The 22,170-nt window shown below is 67.3% G+C and carries 14 protein-coding genes, 1 tRNA gene, 1 rRNA gene and 1 pseudogene; 7 read left to right on the top strand and 10 right to left on the bottom strand.

Features of this window, described 5'->3' with window-relative positions:
• Positions 1-6 precede the first annotated feature (6 nt).
• Positions 7-1,029, top strand: a complete 1,023-nt coding sequence (locus tag ACTZQ5_RS11650) for a substrate-binding domain-containing protein (RefSeq protein ID WP_443585356.1) — start codon at positions 7-9, stop codon at positions 1,027-1,029.
• Between the two features lie 87 nt (positions 1,030-1,116).
• On the opposite strand, the gene ACTZQ5_RS11645 is transcribed toward ACTZQ5_RS11650, so the two are convergent.
• The 7 genes from ACTZQ5_RS11645 to ACTZQ5_RS11615 all read right to left on the bottom strand — a co-directional run bounded on the left by ACTZQ5_RS11645 (position 1,117) and on the right by ACTZQ5_RS11615 (position 14,515).
• On the bottom strand, positions 1,117-3,552 hold the full coding sequence (locus ACTZQ5_RS11645; protein WP_443585355.1) for a glycoside hydrolase family 95 protein: 2,436 nt from the start codon (positions 3,550-3,552) through the stop codon (positions 1,117-1,119).
• A 14-nt stretch (positions 3,553-3,566) separates the two neighbouring features.
• Positions 3,567-4,382: a rhamnogalacturonan acetylesterase gene (locus ACTZQ5_RS11640; protein ID WP_443585354.1), complete on the bottom strand. Its 816-nt coding sequence runs from the start codon at positions 4,380-4,382 to the stop codon at positions 3,567-3,569.
• Positions 4,383-4,400: 18 nt separating this feature from the next.
• Complete coding sequence (locus tag ACTZQ5_RS11635) at positions 4,401-7,013, bottom strand: glycoside hydrolase family 3 C-terminal domain-containing protein (protein ID WP_443585353.1); 2,613 nt, start codon at positions 7,011-7,013, stop codon at positions 4,401-4,403.
• Entirely contained in the window at positions 7,010-8,620 is a 1,611-nt protein-coding gene (locus ACTZQ5_RS11630) for a family 43 glycosylhydrolase (RefSeq protein ID WP_443585352.1), read from the bottom strand. The genes ACTZQ5_RS11635 and ACTZQ5_RS11630 overlap by 4 nt, the downstream gene beginning before the upstream one ends.
• Positions 8,617-9,870: a family 43 glycosylhydrolase gene (locus ACTZQ5_RS11625; protein ID WP_443585351.1), complete on the bottom strand. Its 1,254-nt coding sequence runs from the start codon at positions 9,868-9,870 to the stop codon at positions 8,617-8,619. Before ACTZQ5_RS11625 ends, ACTZQ5_RS11630 begins: the two co-directional genes overlap by 4 nt.
• An 83-nt stretch (positions 9,871-9,953) precedes the next feature.
• On the bottom strand, positions 9,954-13,544 hold the full coding sequence (locus ACTZQ5_RS11620; RefSeq protein WP_443585350.1) for a TonB-dependent receptor domain-containing protein: 3,591 nt from the start codon (positions 13,542-13,544) through the stop codon (positions 9,954-9,956).
• Positions 13,545-13,573: 29 nt separating this feature from the next.
• The gene (locus tag ACTZQ5_RS11615) at positions 13,574-14,515 is read right to left on the bottom strand and encodes a pectinesterase family protein (RefSeq protein WP_443585349.1); all 942 of its coding nucleotides are present in this window, start codon (positions 14,513-14,515) and stop codon (positions 13,574-13,576) included.
• Positions 14,516-14,785: 270 nt separating this feature from the next.
• Here ACTZQ5_RS11615 and pelA point away from each other — a divergent pair, with 270 nt between their 5' ends.
• From pelA to ACTZQ5_RS11585, 6 genes are all read left to right on the top strand, one after another.
• Positions 14,786-16,066, top strand: coding sequence for a pectate lyase (pelA, locus tag ACTZQ5_RS11610; protein ID WP_443585348.1), 1,281 nt, complete (start codon positions 14,786-14,788; stop codon positions 16,064-16,066).
• Positions 16,067-16,281: 215 nt separating this feature from the next.
• Positions 16,282-16,629 carry a lysozyme inhibitor LprI family protein gene (locus ACTZQ5_RS11605; protein ID WP_443585347.1) on the top strand — a complete coding sequence of 116 codons (348 nt, stop codon included), beginning with the start codon at positions 16,282-16,284 and terminating at the stop codon, positions 16,627-16,629.
• Between the two features lie 17 nt (positions 16,630-16,646).
• Positions 16,647-16,850: a hypothetical protein gene (locus ACTZQ5_RS11600; protein WP_443585346.1), complete on the top strand. Its 204-nt coding sequence runs from the start codon at positions 16,647-16,649 to the stop codon at positions 16,848-16,850.
• A gap of 14 nt (positions 16,851-16,864) precedes the next feature.
• Complete coding sequence (locus ACTZQ5_RS11595) at positions 16,865-17,683, top strand: YihY/virulence factor BrkB family protein (protein WP_443585345.1); 819 nt, start codon at positions 16,865-16,867, stop codon at positions 17,681-17,683.
• On the top strand, positions 17,680-18,693 hold the full coding sequence (locus tag ACTZQ5_RS11590; RefSeq protein WP_443585344.1) for an AI-2E family transporter: 1,014 nt from the start codon (positions 17,680-17,682) through the stop codon (positions 18,691-18,693). The genes ACTZQ5_RS11595 and ACTZQ5_RS11590 overlap by 4 nt, the downstream gene beginning before the upstream one ends.
• A 756-nt stretch (positions 18,694-19,449) precedes the next feature.
• The gene (locus ACTZQ5_RS11585; protein ID WP_443585343.1) at positions 19,450-20,187 is read left to right on the top strand and encodes a PEPxxWA-CTERM sorting domain-containing protein; all 738 of its coding nucleotides are present in this window, start codon (positions 19,450-19,452) and stop codon (positions 20,185-20,187) included.
• A gap of 132 nt (positions 20,188-20,319) precedes the next feature.
• Here ACTZQ5_RS11585 and ACTZQ5_RS11580 read toward each other — a convergent pair.
• From ACTZQ5_RS11580 to rrf, 3 genes and pseudogenes are all read right to left on the bottom strand, one after another.
• Positions 20,320-21,411: pseudogene (locus ACTZQ5_RS11580) on the bottom strand (IS3 family transposase).
• A gap of 312 nt (positions 21,412-21,723) precedes the next feature.
• Positions 21,724-21,800, bottom strand: a tRNA-Met gene (locus ACTZQ5_RS11575).
• A gap of 117 nt (positions 21,801-21,917) precedes the next feature.
• A 5S ribosomal RNA gene (gene rrf, locus ACTZQ5_RS11570) occupies positions 21,918-22,032 on the bottom strand.
• Between the last annotated feature and the right edge of the window lie 138 nt (positions 22,033-22,170).

The following is a 22,170-nucleotide window of genomic DNA, read 5'->3' as shown; positions in this document are numbered from 1 at the left end:
GCCGTCATGGATATCCGAACCCTCGCCCGGCACCTCGACTTGTCGATCGGCACGGTGTCGCGTGCCCTCAATGGCAAGAAGGACGTCAATCCCGTCACGCGCGAACGCGTGATCGCCGCGGCGGCCGAGCATGGCTACGTTCCGAACCAGTCAGGCCGTGCACTGCGGCGCGGTCGCACCGGGATCGTCGGGTTCATGCTGACACTGCGGCACGACAGCGCCGCCCATGGCGACCCGTTCTTCATGGCGCTGTTCGAGGGGATTCAGGCCGGGCTCGTCGAAAAAGGCATCGACCTCGTCATCCTGCTCGGCCGTGACGGCGAGGATCAGCTCGATTCGCTACGCCGCAGCGTGTCTCGCGGGATCGCGGATGGCTGGTTATTGTCCGCGACGCAGCGCCATGATGCGCGGATCGACTTCCTGCTCGATCGCGGCATTCCGTTCGCGACCTTGGGACGGAGCGCCTCGGGTGGCACGCAACCCTGGATCGACCTGGACTTCGAAGGATTGGTGGACCAGGCGATCAGGCGATTCCTGGACGCCGGCCACCGCCGTATCGGCCTCGTCGCGCCGCCTGCGACGGTCAACAACAGTTATGTCGTCATCGACGCCTATCGCGACCGGTTGGAGGCCGCCGGTGTTCCGTTCGAACGGCGCCTGATCCACCAAGGTGCTGCCGACGCACGCGACGGCGAAGCAGCCGCGCGCGCGCTGATGGGCCTCACCGATCCGCCCACCGCCTTGCTTGCAATGGGGGAAACCGCGCCCACCGGGCTCTACAAGGGGCTTCTGGGACTCGGCTTCGTTCCGGGCAGGGACGTGTCGGTCATCGGCTCCCGCGCCAATCCGTTTACCGACGCGCTTTCTCCACGGCCGACCTGCTTCGCCTTATCGCTGCGCGATCTCGGCGTCGCGCTTGCCAAAGCGCTGCTGCCCCTCCTCGACGAGGACAAGCCCGATGACATCGTGCCGGTGCAGCAACTATGGCCGATGCAGCTGGTGGCGGGAGATAGCGAAACCACGCGCTGAATGCGCACCCGCGACGTGCCGGAAGCCGGTGGGCGGCGGGTGACGGCTCACGATCGATGCGGCTCCATACCCGTTGCCATGAGCTGTTTACGCGAAGCTGGCGGCCGTGACCCGCACGGGTTGCGACGCTTCGACGTGCAGCGTGCGCGTGATCGTCCCCGAGCGCACGTTGATCGTTCCGGCCATCGCCGGTGTAACCGTTGCCGACACGAGGTGCCCGTTTCGCCATATCATCGCGACACGATGGCCGCCACGCACGCGCAGGCCCTTCACCTCACCCGAAGGCCACGCATCGGGCAGTGCGGGTAGCAGGATGATCTCGTCGGGCGTGCTGCTCACCAGCATCTCGGCGATCGCGGCGGCGCCACCGAAATTGCCGTCGATCTGGAACGGCGGATGGGCGTCGAACATGTTGGGGTAGGTGCGCTTGGGACCGATCAGGAAGCGCAGGATGCGATGCGCGCGATTGCCGTCGCGCAACCGCGCCCACAGCGCGATCCGCCAGGCGGTCGCCCAGCCGGTCGCCTCGTCGCCGCGGATGTCGAGCGAGCGCCGGGCCGCGGCGGCGAGCGCGGGGGTAGCGACGGCGTCGATCTGCCGGCTGGGGAATACGCCATACAGGTGGCTGACGTGGCGGTGATGGATATCCTTGGCATCACCGTCCCAATCGGCCTGCCATTCCTGCAACTGGCCCTGCTGGCCGATCTTGTACGGGGCGAGCCGTTCCCGGGTGGCGAGGAACTGCCGGGCGAGTTCGGCATCCGTGCCGAGGATCGCCGCCGCCTGAGCGGCCTGACCGAGCAGGTCCCTGATGATCGCCATGTCCATCGTCGGCCCGGCGCAGATCGACGAGCCATGGCCATGGTTGTTTTCGGGCGACAGCGACGGGTTGGTGACGAGAAAGCCCGTTGTGGGGTCCTGCTGCAGCGTGTCGACGAAGAACAGCGCGGCATCGCGGATCAGCGGATAGACCGACGCCAGATAGGCCGTATCGCGGCCGTAATCGTAATGGTCCCACAGATGCGTGCACAGCCACGCGCCGCCCGTCGGCCACATGCCGAATGCGGGGCCGTCGATCGGCGCGGTGGCACGCCACAGATCGGTGTTGTGATGGCAGACCCAGCCACGCGCGCCATACATCGCCCGCGCCGTGCGTGCGCCGGTGACGGCGAGGTCGCGGACCATCGCGACGAGCGGTTCGACGCATTCGGGCAGGTCGGTCGGCTCGGCCGGCCAATAGTTCATCTGGGTGTTGATGTTGATCGTATATTTGCCGCCCCAGGGCGGGTTGGGCGTGTCGTTCCAGAGGCCCTGGAGGTTGGCCGGCTGGCTGCCCGGACGCGAGCAGGCGATCAGCATGTAGCGAGCGTAGTTGAAGTAGAGCGCGGCGAGCGACGGATCGCCGCCGCCCTCGCCATCGCGGATGCGGTGGTCGGTCGGCCGGGCGGCGCCCTCGCCGCGGCCGAGGTCGAGCGACACCCGGCGGAACAAGGTGCGATGCGCCGCCGTCGTATTGCGGGCGATGCGCGCATAGCCGCGTCGCGCCGCGGCGTCGATCTGCCCGGAGGTGATCGCGGTCGGATCGCCACTCACATCGTCGAAGCAGCGGTAGCTGGTCGCCATCGCCACCAGCACGACGCATTCGCGTGCGCCGCGCACGCTCAGCCGCCCAGCCTCGTGGCGGACCTGTCCCCCGGTGGCGACCGCCTTGACCCGCGCCTCGAAGCGGAGCGCGCCGGCGATGCCGTTGGAGGCGTCGTTGCGGCCGGCCAGCACGATCTCGCCATCGCCGCGCCCGGCGACGACCTGCGCCTGCTTCACCGGCGTGGTCAGCGACAGGTCGACATCGATCGTCCCACCCCGGCCCGCGGTCAACCGGATCGCGACGACCTGATCGACCGGCGAGGCGATCACCTCCCGCCGATAGGCGATGCCGCCAGCCGTCCAGCGGGTGGCGGCGACCGCCGCGTCGAGATCGAGTTCTCGGCGATAGCCGGCGATCGGCCGCGACGGTTCGGCCGGGGTGACGTCGCTTCTCAGCCCCTTGGGCGCTGCGGCGGGCGCGGGCGCGGCAGGTGCGCCGGCGGAGTCGATGACCAACGTGCCGATGGTGCCGTAGGGCATCTGGCGGACCGGCCGCGCCATCAGCTTTTCGCCAACCAGCGCCTGCGCTTCGGCAAAGCGACCGGCGAACACCAGCCGCCGCACCTCGGGCAATGCGGCTAGCGCTTCCGGGCTGACCGGATCGTACGGACCGCCCGCCCACATCGTGTCTTCGTTGAGCTGGATATGTTCGTGTTCGATGCCGCCATGCACCATCGCGCCGATCCGGCCGTTACCGACCGGCAGCGCCTCCACCCAGCTGGTGGCGGGCTGCGCATACCACAATAGCGTCGATGCCGGGTCGGGCTCGCCGGCCGAAGCCGGCCGGGCGGCAGCCGCCACGGGCACCGCGAGGCTCGCGCCGACCGACAGCGCCGCAAGCGCGTCGCGGCGGCTGATATCGCATCCGGTGTCCGGCATCGTCGACCTTTCGCTCATGGGACCAGCAGCGGCCGCATCTCGGGCACCGCCTCCGCCAGCTCCTTCGTCACGATCGTCGCGAAGAAGGCGGCGCCCGCCTTGCCGAGATGGGTGTTGTCGAAGGAGAGCTTCGGCGTCGCCAGCGGCTGCACCTGTACCTCGGTCGCCACGGGCGCAGCGGCGGGGCCGGTGGCCTGCGTTCCCGCCGGCAGCTGCGCGAACATCTGCGACACGGTAGGACCGAGCGCCTGCACCGCGGCGCGGCTGTCGGCATGGAGATCGAGCAGCGGCACCTTCAGTTCGGCGGCGACCTGCCGCGTCGCCGCGGCCCAGGGGGCGAGATCGTCGACCAGCGTGCCGCCTTCGAAGATCCGGCGGGTCAGCGGCGTGACCAGGATCGGCGTGGCGCCCAGCGCCCGTACCTCGCGTACGTAGCGGCGCAGGTTCTCGGGGAAACCGGTCGCAAGGTCGGTCGAGCGCCCCGGCTTGCCTGGCTGGTCGTTGTGGCCGAACTGGATCAGCACCCACGTCCGGCGATAGCCGGATACACGCATCTCATTGCGCGCGACGTCCCATGATCCCTCCCAGCGGTAATTGCCCGAACTGCGGCCGCCGCGCGCAAGATTGACGCAGGCGAGGAACGAGGTGACGTGATCGGCGCAAAACGCCGGCCCCCAGCCGCCGATCACGGCCGTGGTGGAATCGCCGACCAGGATGACCTTGGACGGCTCGATCCGCTTGACCGGCGGGCTGCCCGGCGGCGGCGTCAGCTGCGCAGGCGCCGCACCGGCAGCAGCGAGCAGCATGGCGGCAAGCACGTATCGGATCATATGTGTCTATCCTCCCGGTCAGTCGAGCCGGCGCGTGCCGGCGATGGTGAGGCGTGCGGCGGTGCCGGGGGCGGCATCGCGGCCGCCCGGCTGGCCGCCGCCGATCCACAGGTCGAGCGTGCCGGCCACCACCGCGCGGTTGCCGGCCGGATCGACGACGCTCATCGTCCGCGGGTCGATGGCGAAGCGCACGTCCCGGCTCTCGCCGGCCTTGAGGTGGATGCGCCGGAACCCCATCAGCGCGCGCAGCGGCGCGCCGGGCGCGGCCTGCGTGCCGTAGAGCTGGACGACCTCGTCCCCGTCGATGCGGCCGGTGTTGGTGACGCGGACGCTGAGGCCGGCGGGATCACCGGCCCGGATGCCGGCGCGATCAAGCCGGGCGTTGGCATAGGCGAAGCGGGTGTAGCTGAGGCCGTGGCCGAACCGGTACAGCGGATCGCCTGCGAAATAGCGATAGGTGCGCCCCGCCATCGCATAATCCTTGAACGGCGGCAGCTGATCGGCAGACCGATAGAAGGTCACCGGCAGGCGACCCGCCGGGCTGAAATCGCCGGCGATCAGTTCGGCAACCGCCTGCCCGCCCTCGCCACCCGGATACCAGGCCTCGACGATTGCGGGCACGTGACGGTCGGCCCATTCCACGCCTAGCGCGCTGCCGTTCATCAAGACCAGCACCAACGGCTTGCCCGTCGCCGCCACGCGTTCGAGCAGGTCCTGCTGCGGGCGAGGAAGGTCGAGGCTGGTACGATCGCCGCCGACGAAGCCGGGTGCCTGGACGCGCATCTCCTCGCCCTCCAGCTTGGCGGTCAGCCCGCCGACGAAGACGACGAGATCGGCGTCGTGCGCCGCCGCCACTGCGGCCTCGCCGCGCGCACCGAAGTTGCTCCAGGCGAGGCTCTGGTCGCCGCGGCTGCCGGTCTGGATCGCCTCGACGACGAGCGGATAGCGCCGGCCGGCCTGCAAGGCGATCTCGCCGTCGGCGATCGAGGCGGGATCGGCGGCGTCCCAGGCATCGACCACGATCCTGCCATTCACCCGGATGCGATAGCCGCCGTCGCCGTTGAGACGGAAGCGGTACGGCCCCGTCTCGCCCGCGGTCAGATAGCCGGTCCAGCGGATCGAAGTCGTCCGCTCGCGCCGTTCGGGTTTGCCCCATTCGAAGCGGACGGCGGCGTCGGTCGCGGTGCGCACCGGTGCGCCGGCGAGCGCGGTGCCGGCGAATTCCTCGACGCGCAGGCCACGCGTGGTGCAGGCGCGATCCACGCACACGGCATCGGCGGGTACGGGCTTCAGCGGTGCGCCGATCAGCCCCGTTCCCTCGACATAGCGGACGTCGGCCTGCGGATAGCGTTGCCGAAGGCCAGTGAGCACGGTGAGCGGAGCGGACGGCGTGCCGGCATAATTGCCGACCAGCGCATCGACGCTGTCGGCATTGGGGCCGATCACCGCGATCCGGCGGGGTTCGCCCTTGATCGGCAGCAGACCGTCGTTCTTCAGCAGCACCAGCGATTTGCGCGCCGTCTCGAGCGAACGGGCGCGATGCGCGGGCGTGTCGAAGTCGGTGGCGGCGATGCCGTCGGCGGGGGGCGCGGCGTCGAGGATACCGAGGCGGACGCGCGCCTCGAACAAGCGGGTCACCGCGCGGTCCAGCACCGCCGGTGTCAGCAGGCCCTGGCGAACCGCGTCGACGACGATCTGCGGATCGCTGCTCTTGCCGAGGCCGAATTCGGCGCAGAACAGGTCGGTGCCGGCGTTGAGCGCGGCGGCCACAGCTGCCTGCGAGGTCGGCACATAGCCGTGCGACCCCGGCATCACGATATCGGCGATCGCGGCGCAATCGGACACGACATGGCCGTTGAAGCCCCAGCGCCCGCGCACCCGGCTGGCGAGCAGCGGACTGGCGCAGGCGGGGATGCCATCGACGGCGTTATAGGCACACATCAGCCCCTGCGCGCCCGCCTCCACCACCGCAGCGCGGAAGGCGGGCAGATAGGTATCCTCGAGGTCGTGGGCAGAGGGGTGTATGTCGTCGCGGTGGCGATCCGCCTCCGGCCCGCTGTGCACCGCGAAATGCTTCACCGCGGCGATCGTGCGCGGATGCGCCGGATCTGGCCCCTGTAGCCCGCGGATGAAGGCGACGCCCATGCGTGCGGTGAGATAGGGGTCTTCACCGAACGTCTCCTGCCCCCGTCCCCAGCGCGGATCGCGGAAGATGTTGACGTTGGGCGACCAGACGGTGAGCCCGCGGTACTTGTCGGACGATCCGTCGGGATGCCGGGCAGCGAGATATTTGGCGCGGAACTCGGTCGACGTGACGTCGGCGACCTCCTGCACCAGCGCAGCGTCCCAGGTTGCCGCAAGGCCGATCGCCTGCGGGAAGACGGTGGCCTCGCCCGCACGGGCGACGCCGTGCAGCCCTTCGCTCCACCAGGCATAAGCAGGAATGCCGAGCCGCGGGATGGCGGGCGCCAGATCCTTCAGCTGCGCCGCCTTTTCCACCAGCGTCAGCCGGCCGACGAGGTCGGCGGCGCGCCGCTCCGCCGGCTGCGACGGATCGCGGAACGGCAGGTCGCTGGCACCGGCGATCCCCGGTGTGGCGAGGAGCACGAGGGCGGCGGCGCGGGCGATCACAGCGCGCGGAACCGGAAGTCGCGGAAGCGCGCCTCGCCCGCCCCCGCCGAATAGAGGCCGGGACGCAGCATCAGGAACCCGCCGCGCACGTTGTGGTGATAGCCCGACACCTCCATGCCGCGGTCGAAGCGCTGCCACGTCCGGCCGCCGTCGCCGGAGGTGTGGATGGCGACGATGTGCCGTTTGTTGGCGATCCGGATCATCATCCGCCGGCCGTGCGGGTTGGCGGGACGGCCGCGCTCGATGCCATATTGATGGGTGACGAAGCGCTTCTCGTCGAAGCCGAGGCCGCAATAGAGCTTGTCGTCGTAGAAGAGGACGAGCCCCGCGGTGCCGCCCGGTGCGATCTCGACATCGCACTGGAATTCGTAGGCCTGATCGCCGGCGATGAGCAGCAGCGGCGAGGAATCGACCGGCGCCTTGCCGCTCGCCTTGAGATGGAGCACGCCGCCGTCGACGCGCACCCGGTCGCGCTCGGCCGGGCCGGGGCGGAAGAAGTTCCAGCGCGCGCCCAGCGCCAGCGGCTTGCCGAAATCGTCCGACAGGGGCTGGCCGTGCGGGCCGCCCTGCCCACCCTTCGGCTTGGGCAGCGGCTTCGACAGGTCGCCCCCGGTCATCCGGAACCAGCCGTCGGCGGTCCAGCGCACCGGATCGAGCAGCACCTGCCGCCCCAGCGTCCAGAAGCCGTTCTCATAGCCGTGATAGACCGACCACCAGCTGCCGTCCGGCGCCTCGACCAGACTGGCGTGGCCGCGCGACCACCATTTCTCTTGCGTGGACACGGTGCGGACGATCGGGTTGCCCGGATCGTTGACCCAGGGGCCGTGGATCGAACGCGAGCGGGCGACGATCACCATATGGCCGGTCGGCGGCCCGGCGGTGCCGCCGACCGCCGTTATCATGTAGAACCAGCCGCCGTGGCGGTGGATCTTGGGGCCTTCCGGACTGAACCCCTCGACATCCCAATCGTCGGGGTAGCGCCACGGATCGTAGACGTGCTCGACCTTGCCGACCGTCGACAGGCCGTCCTCGGCGAGGCGGATGCGGTCGCCGCCCGACAGGAACAGCCAGCGCGAGCCGTCCTCGCCCACCGCATGGCAGGGATCGATATGGTCGTGGAGGCCGAGGCTGACCGGATCGGACCACGGACCGTCGATGCTGTCGGCGTGGATGACGTAGATGTCGTTCTTCGGGCTCGCCTTGACCGGGATATAGAGGAAATAGCGGTTGCCGTGCTTTTCGAGGCTGACCGCCCAGACCGAACCGATGTTGCGGGTGAGCGCCGGCCCACGCGGGCGCCAGTTGACGAGGTCGCGGCTGTGCCAGATCGTCAGGCCCGGATAGCTGTCGAAGCTGGAAAAGGTCATGTAATAATCCGCGCCGTCCTTGAGGATGGCGGGATCGGGGCGGTCGCCGCCGATCAGCGGATTGAGGAAACGGCCATCGCCGAGGTCGGCGATGCGCTGGCCGTCATAGCCGCGACGCCAGGGCGACGGGCTGGATGCCGCCTGTCCGGTGGCAGCGGCGGCGGCCCCGCCGGGGATCAACGCCGCGCCGCTGGCGAGCGCGGCGAGTCCGAAGGCGTCGCGCCGGTTGAAGTCGGTCATGCAGGCTCCTGGATCAGAAAGGGCTGGTCGGGATGGACGACGACACGGCCACGCGCGTCGAAATCGATGCGGACGATGCCGGGCTTTTCGCGGAAGTGGCTGGCATCGTCGTTGCCGAAGAAGGTCTGCCACCAGCGGCCCGTGCGGTCCCGGAAGATGTTGCCGCCGCCGCAGCACGGCGCGCCTTCGTGCGGTTCGCGCCACGGGCCGGTCGGCGCGTCGCTCATCCAGATGCGGAACGAATAGCGCCCCTCGTAGCGATCGACGACGCCGAGATAATAGATGCCGTCGCGCTGGAACATGGTTGCGCCCTCATAGCCCAGCTTGCGGCAGCCGTCGGGGCCGCAGGGGGTGCGATGATGCCGCGGATCATTGTCCCATTCGGTCGCGGTCATCTTTTGCCAGTCGCCGGCGAGGCCCGACAGGTCATCCTTCAGCCGGACGATCTCGTCGGCGGAGCCGTAGGTCAGCCACACCGCCTTGCCATCGTCGAACAGCGTCGCATCGATGCTGCGGCGGATCGGCGCGGTCGGCGAAAAGGCATGGACATACGGCCCCTCAGGCCGCCCGGTGGTGCTCTTCAGCACGGCAAGACCGGCGCGGCTGATCGAATGGCAAATGTAGTAATTGCCGCGGATGAAGTGGATCTCGGGTGCCCACAGCGCGCGGAACGGCACCCCTGCCCGCATCCGCCACGCCTTTTCCCACACGCCGTCGCGCTCGATCGACCAGACGAGGCCGCGATAGTCCCAGCTATCGAGGTCCCTGGATCGCCACAGCTCGACGCCGTCGTTGACCGCCCAGATGTTGTCGCCGGTCGATCCGGTCATGTAGTAATAGCCATCGCCGCCCGGGCAGACGATCGTGTCGCGGATATGCACGTCGTGCAGCGGCCTGATCCGCGGCAGCAATCCTGCCTTCACCGCGGTTCCCGCATCGGCATCGTTCCATGGCGCGACGGGGTAGCGCGGCGTGCCCGGCCCCTTGTAGCGGACGTCGGGCATGCCGCTGGTCCAGCCGCCGCTGGCGCTCGCCGCCGTGGCGCGCCGGCCGGGACCGCTCACGCCGCTGAACCGCCAATAGCCCTTGGGCGGCGGCGGCACGATGCGGCCGCTGTCGTCGGCATCGCCTGCGCGCTTGGTGCCGGGCAGCGGCGCCGGGCCGTAGCCAGGCCCTGCCTGCACCAGCGGCCGGGCGACCGCACCGCCTGCGCAGGCCAGGCCGCCGATCAACACATCGCGTCGTTTCATGCCCACGCCTTTCGTTCAAAGCGGCCCCGCGATCCGTCACCGGTACGCGGGGCCGGAGGAGCCCCCGGGGAGGTTGGGGGTAATCAGAAGCTGAAGCGCGCGCCCAAGCGGTAGACGCGGCCGGAACTGCCGTATTGGGACACCGCCTCCTGCCCGTCATAGGCATAGCGATTGCTGGTCTGGTTGGTGAGGTTCAGCCCCTCGGCCGAGATCGACAGTCCCTTCATCAGGTTGATGTTGATCGAGGCATCGACGTTGGTCGTGCCCCGGCTGAAGCCGAAGTCGTTGATGAGCGGGCTGTCGCAGCCGACGCTCTCGACGACCGCACCCGCCACGACCCCGCCGCCGACGGTGGAGAGCCCCGGGCTGCACGAGCCCGCGGCCAGCGGATAGGTGGTGCTGTAGCCGGCACGCTGCGCGACCGAGACGCGGGCGCGGAACGCCTTGGTTTCGTAGAACAGGGTCGCGTTGATCGCATCCGGCGACACGCCCAGGAACGGCCCCTTGCCGAGCACCTGCGGCCGGGTCACCACGCCCGCCGCGCTGACCGCGCCGGGATCGAGGATGTAGTTCAGTTCCGACTTGATGTGCGTGTAGTTGAACAGCACGCCGAGGTTGCGGAACGCCCAGGGCAGGAAGGTGAGGTTCTGCTGGAAGTTGACCTCGATCCCCTTGATGTAGCCGCCCGGCGCATCGCGATACTGGCGCGCGATGAACGGGAAATTGGCATCCAGATAGGCGAGTTGGTTGACGTTCGTATATTGCGCCCGGATCGCGGCGCGGGTGGCGTCGTCGACGAACTGCGACAGGGGCGCCGCGAACAGCACCGTCTGCGGAAAATTGTCGACGTCCTTCTTGAACACCGCGACCGAGAACAGGCTGCTGCGGGTGAAATACCATTCGGCGCTGAGATCGATGTTGCTCGACCGGAACGGCGCCAGCTTGGGATTGCCGATGGTGAACGAGGCGCCCTGGTTGTCGCCGTTGCTGGGGATCGAGATGGAGGTGATCGTCGGCGAAAGGTTGCCGAGCAGCGGACGCGCCATCACCTTCGATGCGCCGAGGCGCAGGATCAGGTTGCGCACGATCTCGTAGTTGAGGTTCAGCGAGGGCAGCCAGTCGGTATAGCTGTTGCGTCCGACGATCGGGCGCCCGGCCTGCGACGTGCCGTTCGAGGTCACGTCGGTGAAGGCGACGCGCGTCCCCGCATTGCCGCGCAACGAGCGGCCGAAGATCTCCGTGTTGAAGTCGAATTGGAGATACAGGCCCTTGTCATATTCATCGACGCCGAACGTCGCCGACCCGCCGTTGCGCTTGGTGGTGAGGCGCCAATCGCCGTATTTGTTGATGCAGTCGCACTGGAAGCCGAGCAGGTTGTTGAACTTGGCGATGTCGGGAACGAGGAAGCTCGACACGGTCCCGGCCGGCGTCTGCAGCCCCTGACCGAACGGCACGACCTTGCTGTTCGCCGCGGTGGTCGATCCCGCCTCCAGCAGGGTCGGGTTGAGCGTGTCGGTGTTGCGTTCGCCCTGCGAGGTGAAGAAGCCGAAGCGGCGCAGCGTACCGCCGAAGCCGATGTTGAACTGGTCGTTGACCCGCCAGTCGAAATCGGCGCGCATCGCTTCATAGGTGTTGCGGACGTAGCGTTCGTAGTGGCGGATCGCCGAGAAGCCCTTCACCGTCGTCCAGTTGGCGGGATCGGCGACGTCGAAGCCGAAGTCGAGCAACGGCATGTTGCCGTGCGCGCGATCGTCGAACACGAAGTTCTGGGGCGAATCCATGCGGTTGAATTCGACCAGCAGGCCGGTGGAATAGTTCACCGACTTCGACCGGCCGTAGATGGCGGTCATCTTGAAATTATCGGTAAATTCCTGGTCGAGGCGGAACGTGCCCTGCCAGAATTTGGTGGTGTATTCCGCATAATCCACCGCGGACCGCATGTCGACGTTGCGCAGGACGAGATAGTCGGCAAGCCCGTTGGTGACATTGGCATCGAGCACGTCGACGCTGGGCCGGCCGATCAGCTGGCCGCGATAGGCCAGGCCGTTGCTCGACGGAATGTACCCGACCGAATTGGGGTTGTTGTAATAATCATAGGGGTCGAGATTGTAGGGATTGGTCGAGAAGATGTTGGCGTTGGCAGGGCTGGTCGCACCCGGCACCACCGCCGCGCTGCCAAGCACCGAGGGCACCAATTGCCCCTGCGCGTTGAGCGCGGTGCCGAACGCCGGCGTCGTGCCGTAGAGCGACTGGCCGCAATCCTGCGACACCGCGATGGCGCTGCCGGCAGCGGGCGTGCAGAGGCCTGGATAGGCGGCGCGCGCCGCCGTCGGCGTCAGGCGGCCGGCGGCCGTGTTGTAGGCGGCGTTGGTGTTGTTGCGGTTGAGGCCGACCGGCGACAGCTGGTCGTTTTCGCTCTCGTTGTGGAAGCGCGAATAGAGGCCGTCGAGCGAGATCCGCGTCTTGTCCGTCACGTCCCACTGATAGGCGCCGGTGAGGCCCAGGCGCTGGTTGCGGACGACCTGGTGCGTCAGCGCCGGCAGCGCCGGGATGCGGACGGTGGAATCGTCGAACCGGCCGGCCGTGTTGTAGGGCGCGCCGGGATAGAGCTTGGCATAAGCGGCAGGATCCGACCCGGTCTGAAACGCGGTCGCATCGGGATTGGCATAGTTGATCGTGCCGACCGGGGCCGAGAAACCGGCGCGCTGCGTCGTGCCTTCACCGACGAACTGGCTGCTGCGGTAGAGATAATCCGAAGCGCCGACGCCGCGGTTATACTGGTCGATGATGTTCTCGGTCTTGTTGTAGGCGCCCGAGAACAGGAAGCCCATCCGCTTGTCCTTGCCGAAGCGGAAGGATGCGAGGCCGGCGAGGCGCGGGTTCGCCTTCTTGCTGTTCTCGTTGTAGCTGGCGGTCGCCGATCCGCCGATGCGCGTGCCCTTGAAATCGAACGGCCGCCCGGTTTCGAGATCGATCGTGGCGCCCAGTGAGCCTTCGTCGGTTTCGGCGGACGGCGTCTTCTGCACCTTCAGCGCGCTGAACAGTTCGGACGCGAAGGTCGAATAGTCGAACGAGCGGCTGCGATTGGGGCTGGTGCCGGAATCGTTGGAGCCTGCGGTCGACAGCGCCTCGATGCCGTTGAGGCGCGTGCGGTTGAAGTCGCCGCCGAGGCCACGGACGGTGATGCCGCGCCCTTCGCCATTGTCGCGGTCGATCGACACGCCCGGCAGGCGCTGCAGCGATTCGGCGAGGTTGGCGTCGGGGAAGTCGGCGATATCCTGCGCGTTGATCGCGTCGATCTGCACGTCGGAGAAACGCTTCTGGTTGAGCGAATTCTGGATCGACCCGCGGAAGCCGGTGACGACGATGTCCTGCGCCGGGTCGAAATTGTCGGCGTTGGCGCCCTTCTGTTCGCCGACGCTGGAGCGGGTCTGCGTGGTGTCGGCACCGGTATCGTTGACGCTGGAGGGGCCGTCCGCGGCCGGCGTCAGCGTCGGGTTGCCGCTGGTGTCCACCGCCGGGTCCGAACCGGCCGCCACGGGCGCAGGTTGCTGGGCGGGCGCGGCCGGGGCGGCCTGGTCTTGCGCGCCGGCGGGGATGGCGAACAGGCTGGCGAGCGCCAGCGCGCCGAGCGACGCGCCGAGCCGGAAGGGGGTCACCGTGGAATAGTTCATCATGTTCTCCCTGGATGTGGCTGGTGACCTCATGGGACCCAGCCTTGTAGAATTGCGTCCGGCGTGAAGGCCGCAGCCTCCGCGTCGGTGAGCTGCTTGCGCGTCGCTGCCGGCGCGGCGGCACCGGGGCCGGTCGAGCGCCATTCGAACAGTCGTGCCTCCTCGGGCGTCAGCGTGCGGCGGACGCCGGCGGGATCGGTGAAGCCCATGCCGGTCCAGCCCGCGGCCTTGATGTGCGCATCGAGCCGGCAGCGCAGGAAGGCGGCGGCACCGAGGATCGCCATGTTGCCGCCGGCCCGCCACGGGCGGCCGAGCCAGGTCGAGCCGTCCGGCACGCCGGCTTCGCGGGTGACGTGGCAGCGATCGAAAACGAGGCCGAATCGGTCGGCAGCCAGGGTGCTCGGCGCGGCGGCGAAGCCGCTTTCGGCGGCGCCGGGCACGTGGCGCGTGACGATGTCGCAATTCTGGAACAGCGCCGCCGCGCCGCCGAAGATGAAGTCGACGCCGCCCGCGATCCTGCACCGGCGAAAGAGCGCGCGGGCACCGACGTAGAGCGTGTCCTGATAGCCTTCGAGCGCGCATCGTTCGACCAGCACCCGGTCGGCGGTGCGCGCGATCGACAGCGCCACGGCCTGCGCGCCGCCGCTGGCATGGCTGACGGTGTCGGCGATGTAATCGAAATCGTTGCGGATCGTCAGGCCGCGCAGCGTTACGCCGGGCGCATCGATGGTCAGCGTGGCGGACCGGCCGGTGCCCCAGGGCTTGCCGTCGGGCGCGATGTGGCCGGCGGCCGCGCCATGGGCGATCACCACGCCGGGACCGGTCGCGACTAGGGTGACGCCGGGGACGGCGACGTGCAGCTTCTCGCGATACAGGCCGGGTGCGATGGTGATCGTCACCGGCGCCGGCAGGGACGCGGCCCGGCGCAGGGCATCGGCAAGGTTCCTGCTACCGGTGTCACCAGCGGTCACATGCAGCTGGTTCGAAGACGTCGCGAGTGCGGATGCCGGGGTCGTCGCAACGGCACCCAACACGCCGATCGCGACCCTGCGCGAAACCTCAAGCTGTTGTTTTGCCGCCGAACCGATCGACATGCCCCCTCCTCTGCCAGCGGTCCTGTCGGACTCTGATGGTAGCGCTAAAGCTAGCCGATTCGCGGCAGGCTGCAAGCTTTTATTGCCACCGGTGTCACTTGAAGGCAGGATGGCATCGCAATGATAATAAAGGGAAGAGGATCGAGCATGAGAAGCCTTGTCCTGGCCTGTCTGATGACCGTGAGCGCGGTACCGGCGGTCGCTGCGGTAATCGGCCATATGGCGCCGCCGCCATCGCTGACCGTGGAGCGACTCGGCGCGCTGCCCCCGACGGCCCGGCGCGCCTGGGCCGATTACATCGCGCGTTCGACCGCGGCGATGGCGCGCGACAAGGCGGCGCTGGCCGCCGAGCGGCAGGGGCTGGCGACGATCCCCGCCCCCCCGCCGGAGGGCAAGACGGCGACGATGCCGCTCGATCGCGATGCCGCCTGGTATGCCGGCGACGCAGGCCGGCGCATCGCCGACAATATCGTTAGTTATCAGACGCCGACCGGCGGCTGGGGCAAGAACCAGGATCGCAGCGCCCCGCCCCGGGCGCGCGGGCAGATGTACCTCCCCTTCGACAGCAAGGCGGGCGTCTATGCCGCCGCGGACCTCGCCGGCGGCTGGAGCTTCATCGGGACGCTGGACAATGATGCGACCACGACCGAGCTGTCCTTCCTGGCGCGGGCGCAGGCGGGCCGCCCCGGCGTGGACGGCGAGCGCTATCGCGCCGCATTCGTGAAGGGCATCCGCTATCTGATGCAGGCGGAGTTGCCGTCCGGCGGCTGGCCGCAGGTCTATCCGTTGCAGGGCGGCTATCACGATGCGCTGACGCTGAACGACGATACCATGATCCAGGCGACCGCGCTGCTGCAACGCACCGCCGCGGGCGCGGGCGACTATGCCTTCGTGCCGGAAGCGCTGCGTGCCGAGGCGCGTGCGGCGGCGGCACGATCGGTGGCGACGTTGCTCGCCACGCAGGTGGTGGAGGGCGGGCGCCGCACGATCTGGGCGCAGCAATACGACCCGCTGACCCTGCGCCCCGTCGGCGCGCGCAATTTCGAACCGATCGCGCTCGCCACCGCGGAAAGCGCGGCGGTGTTGCGCTTCCTGATGCAGCAGCCCGACCCTTCGCCGGCGATCCGCCAGGCGATCACCGACGGCGCGGCCTGGTTCGCGAACCACGCCGTCAGCGACCGGGCCTGGACCGATGCGACCGGTCCCGGCGGCCGCCGCCTGGTCGAGCAACCGGGTGCCAAGCCGCTCTGGGCACGCTTCTACGATCCCGTCACCCAGAAACCGGTCTTCGGCGACCGCGACCGATCGATCCACGACGACGTGAACGCGATCAGCCTGGAACGGCGGAACGGCTATTCCTGGTTCAATGCGACCGGCGCGAACGTTGCCGCCGCTTATGCCAAGTGGCGGAGCCGCCAGCGCGAATAGAGGAGCACCGTCGCTGGACCGATCCCCGGACGGTCACGCCCGCGGCATCGTTCGCCTGAGCCAGGATCGTCGATCGATGTCGGTCCGGGCAGGCCCCAGGCAAGATGCTCCGTCATCCGCCAGGCCTCATCGATAGCGCAGCAACGCCGAGCCCGTTGGCCGAGCCACGCAACAAGCCGGGTGGTGCGGAGTTGATCCCCTGACGGAGGTTATCGATGATCGCCCTTGCCCTCATGGTTGCTGCACCGACCGCCCTCGATCGCTGCCTCGGTTCCGGTGCGGCGGCGCAGGGCGTGACCTCGGCGATGTCGGCGTGCTTCGTTGCAGACTACCGGCGTGCCGATGACCGGCTGAACGACGTCTATCGATCGACGATGAAGCGACTTCCCCCACTGCGTCGATCGGCCCTGCGTGCGTCGCAGCGAGCCTGGCTCGGCCAGCGCGATCACGCCTGCCCGCTGGATACGGGCAACGGCGTGGGAACCATCGAGACAATGAACCATCCTGCCTGCCTCACCGCACAAACCAAGCGTCGGACCACCTGGCTCACGCGATTGCGTTGACGATGCCAGGAAGGGCCGTGCGGTGGGTCGAGCCGGAGCGGATCTTCGCGGTCGACGGCTGCTACGGCCAGCGTCCAGCCATGACCACTCATCACCAGCCTCCGCACACCATATCGATCACCGCATATCTGCTGGTGACGTCCGGGTTCGACGGCCAGTCGCCACCGTCGGTACGCGGCGCTGCGATGATCCCGGCGGCCGAGCGGCTGGGGGCGAATTGATCGTCCGCTGGGCCATGCTGCTCGCGCGTACCGTCCGCAGCGCGGTTCGCGACGATTTCGGCATTGCGGCGAGTTCGATCGCCTTTGCCGCTTTCCTGGCGGTGATCCCGCTCCTGGGTTTGGTGGTCGGGCTTTACGACCTGCTGGTGCCGACGGCAGCGGTGGAACGCAATCTGGCGAAGCTCACCGCCATCCTGCCGATCGACGCACAGCGCGTCGTCGCCGGCGGTCTGCGCGGCACGCGTGCGTTCGATCGGGTGGGCGTCGCGACCCTGATCGTGTCGCTGGCCATCGCGTTGTTCAGCGCGCGGCGGGCGGGGCGGTCGCTGTTGCATGGCATCAACCTCGCCTATCGGGTCACGCAGCCGCGCCGCGGGCTGTACCGGCAGATCGTGTCCATGCTGCTGGTGCTCGGCTGTGCGGCACTGGTGCTGACCGCGCTGGTATCGCTGTCGGTGCTGACTTTCCTGCAAAGCTATGTGCCCGACGGATTGCCCGGCGCGCGACTGGCGTCGACCCTCGTGCTGTTCGGCTCGCTGACATTGGGGGCGGGCGGCGGGCTGATCCTGATTTACCGCTACGCCCCCGCGACAGCGCCGATCGCATGGCGGCGGGCTTTGCCGGGAACGATCGCGGGCGTGGCCCTGTGGGTGGCGGCGACATCGATGTTCCGCGCCTATGTCGCGCATGTCGCGCGGTTCGACGATACATACGGCTCGCTGTCGGCGGTCGTCGTGCTGATGCTGTGGCTGATGATGTCGGCCTGGGCGCTCCTGCTCGGCGCGCGGCTCAACGCCGAGGCGATGGATCATCCGATCGGAGAACGTGCATGACCGAGGTGCCTGTCCAGGATCGCTATCGCAACCGTCTGCTCGGCATCGTCACCGCGCTGCTGCTGATCGGCGCGCTCAGGGTCGGATATACGGTCATCATGCCGATCGCCTTCGCGGCGATCATCGTCGCGGCGCTGTGGCCGCTGAAGCGCGGCCTGTCGCGCTACATGCCGTCCTGGCTGGCCTATACGCTCACGCTGCTCGCGCTCGTCGCGATCCTCGTGGCGTTCGCCGCGGCGGTGTATCTGTCGATCGGGCAGGTCATCGCGGCGCTTGCATCGCAATGGGACCGGTTGCAGGCGGGATATGGACATCTGGCGAACTGGGCGTCGGAACGGGGCGTGCCGCTGTCCGGTACGATCGACCGCCAGCGGATCATGGCGATCGTCCAGATGCTGGCGAGCAGCGTCTACGGCTTCGTGACCTATGTCGGTTTCATCGGCATCGTCGTGATGCTGGGCCTGCCCGAGGTGCCGCGCCTGCGCCGCAAGCTCTACGAGATGTTCGGGGGCGGCGCGCGGCAGGACATGCTGTCGGTCGGCGAGGAGATATCGGGACAGATCCGCCGGTATCTCGGCACCACGCTCGCCACCAGCATCCTGACCGGCGTCGCCTCGTCATTATGGTCGTGGATGACGGGGCTGGAGCTGGTGCTGGTCTGGGGTATCCTCAACTTCCTGCTCAACTTCGTGCCCGTCATCGGCAATATCGTCGGCATCGTGCCCCCAGTGATCTTCGCCTTCGTCCAATTCGGCGGGTGGCAGATGCCGACGCTGGTGTTCGCAGGCTTCGTCATCCTGCAGATGACGATCAGCAACGTCATCTATCCGCTGCTTCAGGGCAAACAGCTGTCGCTGTCCCCGCTGGCGATCATCATCGCGATGACCTTCTGGAGCTGGGTGTGGGGCATCGCCGGGGCGCTGATCGCGGTGCCGCTGACCGCCGCCCTCGCCATCATCTGCAGCCAGTTCGATCGCAGCCGCTGGATCGCGAAACTGCTGTCCGCTTGAATTCGTCGCGCCGTTCGCGATCGCGGAAAGGCCACACGAACCGCCAAGGCGCATGCGCGTTCAGGTACACGTGGGGGCGGGCGAAATCGGGCGGGTTGGACGGACCGGGAGCGCCGGCCGGCGCAAGCATCCGCCGACACGCGTCACGGCACCGACCGGCCTTCGGCAAGCTTGCGGGTGGCGATGGCCGACTCGGCAGCCGTCCGCCGCGTCTGACCGGCCAGCATTGACAGGCAGTGACGCCAGACTGCGGTGCTCGGCCGTGAGGTTGGTCGCATCGATCACCGGCGTCGTTGGGTCGGCGCCCGCCGCAGCCGGTTATCACGCGCGTGGAACAGGCTCACCTTTATCGATGTTTTATTCGATTACACAGTAACTTGCTATAGGTATTTGCCAATATATCTCGCAAGCGATACCCGCCGCGACCGAAGCAAGTCGATGCCGTTTGGCCCCGCCCGCTATGCAGCTTGAACTTGCCGTGCCTCGCGAGGCAGGACCACCGCTCGTCGAAGCAGATCATTTCCGCCGACAGCTTCGGCGCGACTCGAACCGCCATTCTTTCATCGATTGCGTTCCAGTTTTTACCGGCGACCCGGAGGCGATGCTTGCTGCCCCAGTTTGGGACAAAAGTTTTATTTCCTGTTTTTCATCGCCTTACCCCTTTCACTCTCCCAATCCATCCATATTAACGCTTTATTGATGATCCTCTTTGCGCCAGGCGCTTTATAGTGACGGGATATTCAAAGGAGGATGACGATGAACAAAGTCTGTAATGCGGTTTGCGTAGCGATCGGCCTGTTGTCCGCGGGCCCTGCGCTTGCTGCCACGACCATCACGTCGGTTGCGGCGAACGGCACCAATCACCTGGCGGTTCCGGGCGCTACGGTGAACATGACCTTCGACCAGGAAGCCGGCACGGCATTCGAAGCGAACTCGAAGGGCTTGATCGCGACCCTCATCGGCCCTTCGGCCTCGCGCACCGTCGTCACCCCGAACGGCACCACGCCCTACGGCGCTTACGCGTATTCGCCGACCCCCTATGACGGCAACGGTTACTTCGCGGTCGGTGCGGCGCCCTCGTCGCTGACGCTGGCGGGCATGGGTGGACAGCTCTTCTCGAGCATCAGCTTCTTCGTCGGCACCCTGGACAATTACAATCTGGTCGACCTGCTGGATGCCAGCGGCAACGTGATCCAGTCGTTCGACGGCACCCAGATGTACAACGACCCGAACGGCGCAGCGCCGCCGCGCGGCAATGCCCAGACCAGCGACATCAATCGCCGCGTGACCTTCACCGGCACGAACGGCACGGCTTATAACGGCATCCGCTTCTCCAACATCGGCAACGGCAATCAGTCGTTCGAATTCGACAATGTCTCGTTCTCCGCAGCAGTGCCGGAACCGGCGACCTGGGCGATGATGATCATCGGCTTCGGAATGTTGGGCGGTGCGATGCGTTATCGTCGGAAGTCGTCGAAAGCCGCCTACGCCTGAGGCGCGTCCACGCGGAAAGGGCCGCATGCGATGGCATGCGGCCCCCGTTTTCCCGCTCAAGATCTTTGTTGGTATGTCTAGGTGTGAGGGTCCCCCGGTTTCTCATCCAGGTAGAGGGTGAGTTTCCGGCGATCATTCGACCGCGATCTTGGCCGCGGCAGCAGCATATTCGACCGGCGTCAGCCAGCCAAGCGATGTGTGAGGACGGCTCTCGTTGTAGTCGCGCCGCCAGGCCTCGATCTTTGCCCGAGCGTCCTCTAGCGACAGGAACCAGTGCGTGTTCGAGCACTCGTCCCGAAGACGGCCGTTGAACGACTCTACGAAGGCGTTGTCCGTTGGTTTGCCCGGCCGGCTGAAGTCCAGCGTGACGCCGTTCTCGTAGGCCCAGCGATCGAGCGCCTTTGATATAAACTCCGGCCCGTTGTCCACCCGAATGGTCCGGGGGGCGCCGCGGATCGATGAGATCCGCGCCATCACCTCGACCACCTGCTCACCCTTGATGCCCTGGTCGACGTCAATCGCCAGCGCCTCGCGGGTGAACGCATCGACCACAGTGAGCGCCCGCAACCGACGGCCATCGGACAGCGCGTCCGAGACGAAGTCCATCGACCACATCTCATTTGCTGCCAGAGCCGCAGGTTGCCGGTCGCGGTTGGCAGCACTGACGTTGCGACGGGGTTTCTTGAGCCGAAGGCTCAGTCCATCATCCCGGTAAAGCCGGTAGACCCGCTTGTGGTTCACGCCCCCCTGCGCAGCAGGATGTAGATACGGAAGTAGCCATATCGCGTCCGCGTCGCGGCCAGATCACGGATGCGCAGCATGAGCGGCGCCTGATCCGGCCGATGCGACACGTAGCGCACCGACGACCGGTCGACGCCCAACGCCGAGCCGCTGCGCCGCTCGCTGACACCATGGGACGCCTGGACGTGCGCAACCAGCTCGCGCCGTCGTCCAGGCGTCAGGCTTTTTTGCGAGAACGTCCTGCAGGATGTGCTTGTCCAGGCTCAGGTCGGCGACCAGCTGCTTCAGCTTGCGGTTCTCCTCCTCGAGCAGCTTCAGGCGCCGCAGCTCGCCTACGCCAAGCCCGCCGTACACCTTCTTCCAGCGGTAGAATGTCTGCTCCGAGATCCCCATCCGGCGGATCACCTCCGCCACCGACGTACCCGTTTCCGCCTGCTTCAGCGCAAACGCGATCTGCTCCTCGGTGTGCCTCGTCTTCTTCATGTCCCAGCTCCTTGCCCGCAGGCTTCAAAGGGCCGGAAACTATCACTCAACATGGATGAAAAAACAGGGAGGACGTCAACGATCCTACTCTTGGTCGCTGACCTCGGGTTCGATCGGCGCAGCGCAGATCGGGTGCGAATGTTCGGGAAAAGAATAATTGGACAGGCTGGGCGCTTTATAGGCTGGTAGCTAACCCATTGATCTTACGGTGCCTCGAATCGACTATTTTTACAGCTGCACGTGTCGACAAACGCGACGGATTCAAAACACGAAAAAGCCCGCTAAGTCATTCGACTTGCGGGCTTTTCGAAATGGTTGCGGGGACAGGATTTGAACCTGTGACCTTCAGGTTATGAGCCTGACGAGCTACCGGGCTGCTCCACCCCGCGTCATGGTTTGTGCGTTACGGCGGCAAGCGTATGGGGCGTGCTGACGTACGGCTTGGGCGTTTCCCGGGGGTATCCGGGGTAATCGTGAATGGGTTCTTACCTGCACATCGCTTCAATGCCTGGCGACGACCTACTCTTCCATCGCTTAGGCGATAGTACCATTGGCGCAGTCGGGTTTCACGGCCGAGTTCGGGATGGGATCGGGTGGGACACCGACGCTATAGCCACCAGGCAATGAAGCGTGTGCAGGGGTTGCGCAGCAAAGTGGTACTTTGCTGCGGTTGGACCGTGGTGGCCGGTCCGCTCGAATTCGCGGGCGTTCCGGTTACCTTGGTCTGGTTCAAAATCGATGCGTGCACTTTTGACGTAC

This window comes from Sphingomonas cellulosilytica, assembly GCF_052321755.1.
Classification (GTDB): Bacteria; Pseudomonadota; Alphaproteobacteria; order Sphingomonadales; family Sphingomonadaceae; genus Sphingomonas.
This window is presented reverse-complemented; position numbering and strand designations above follow the sequence as displayed.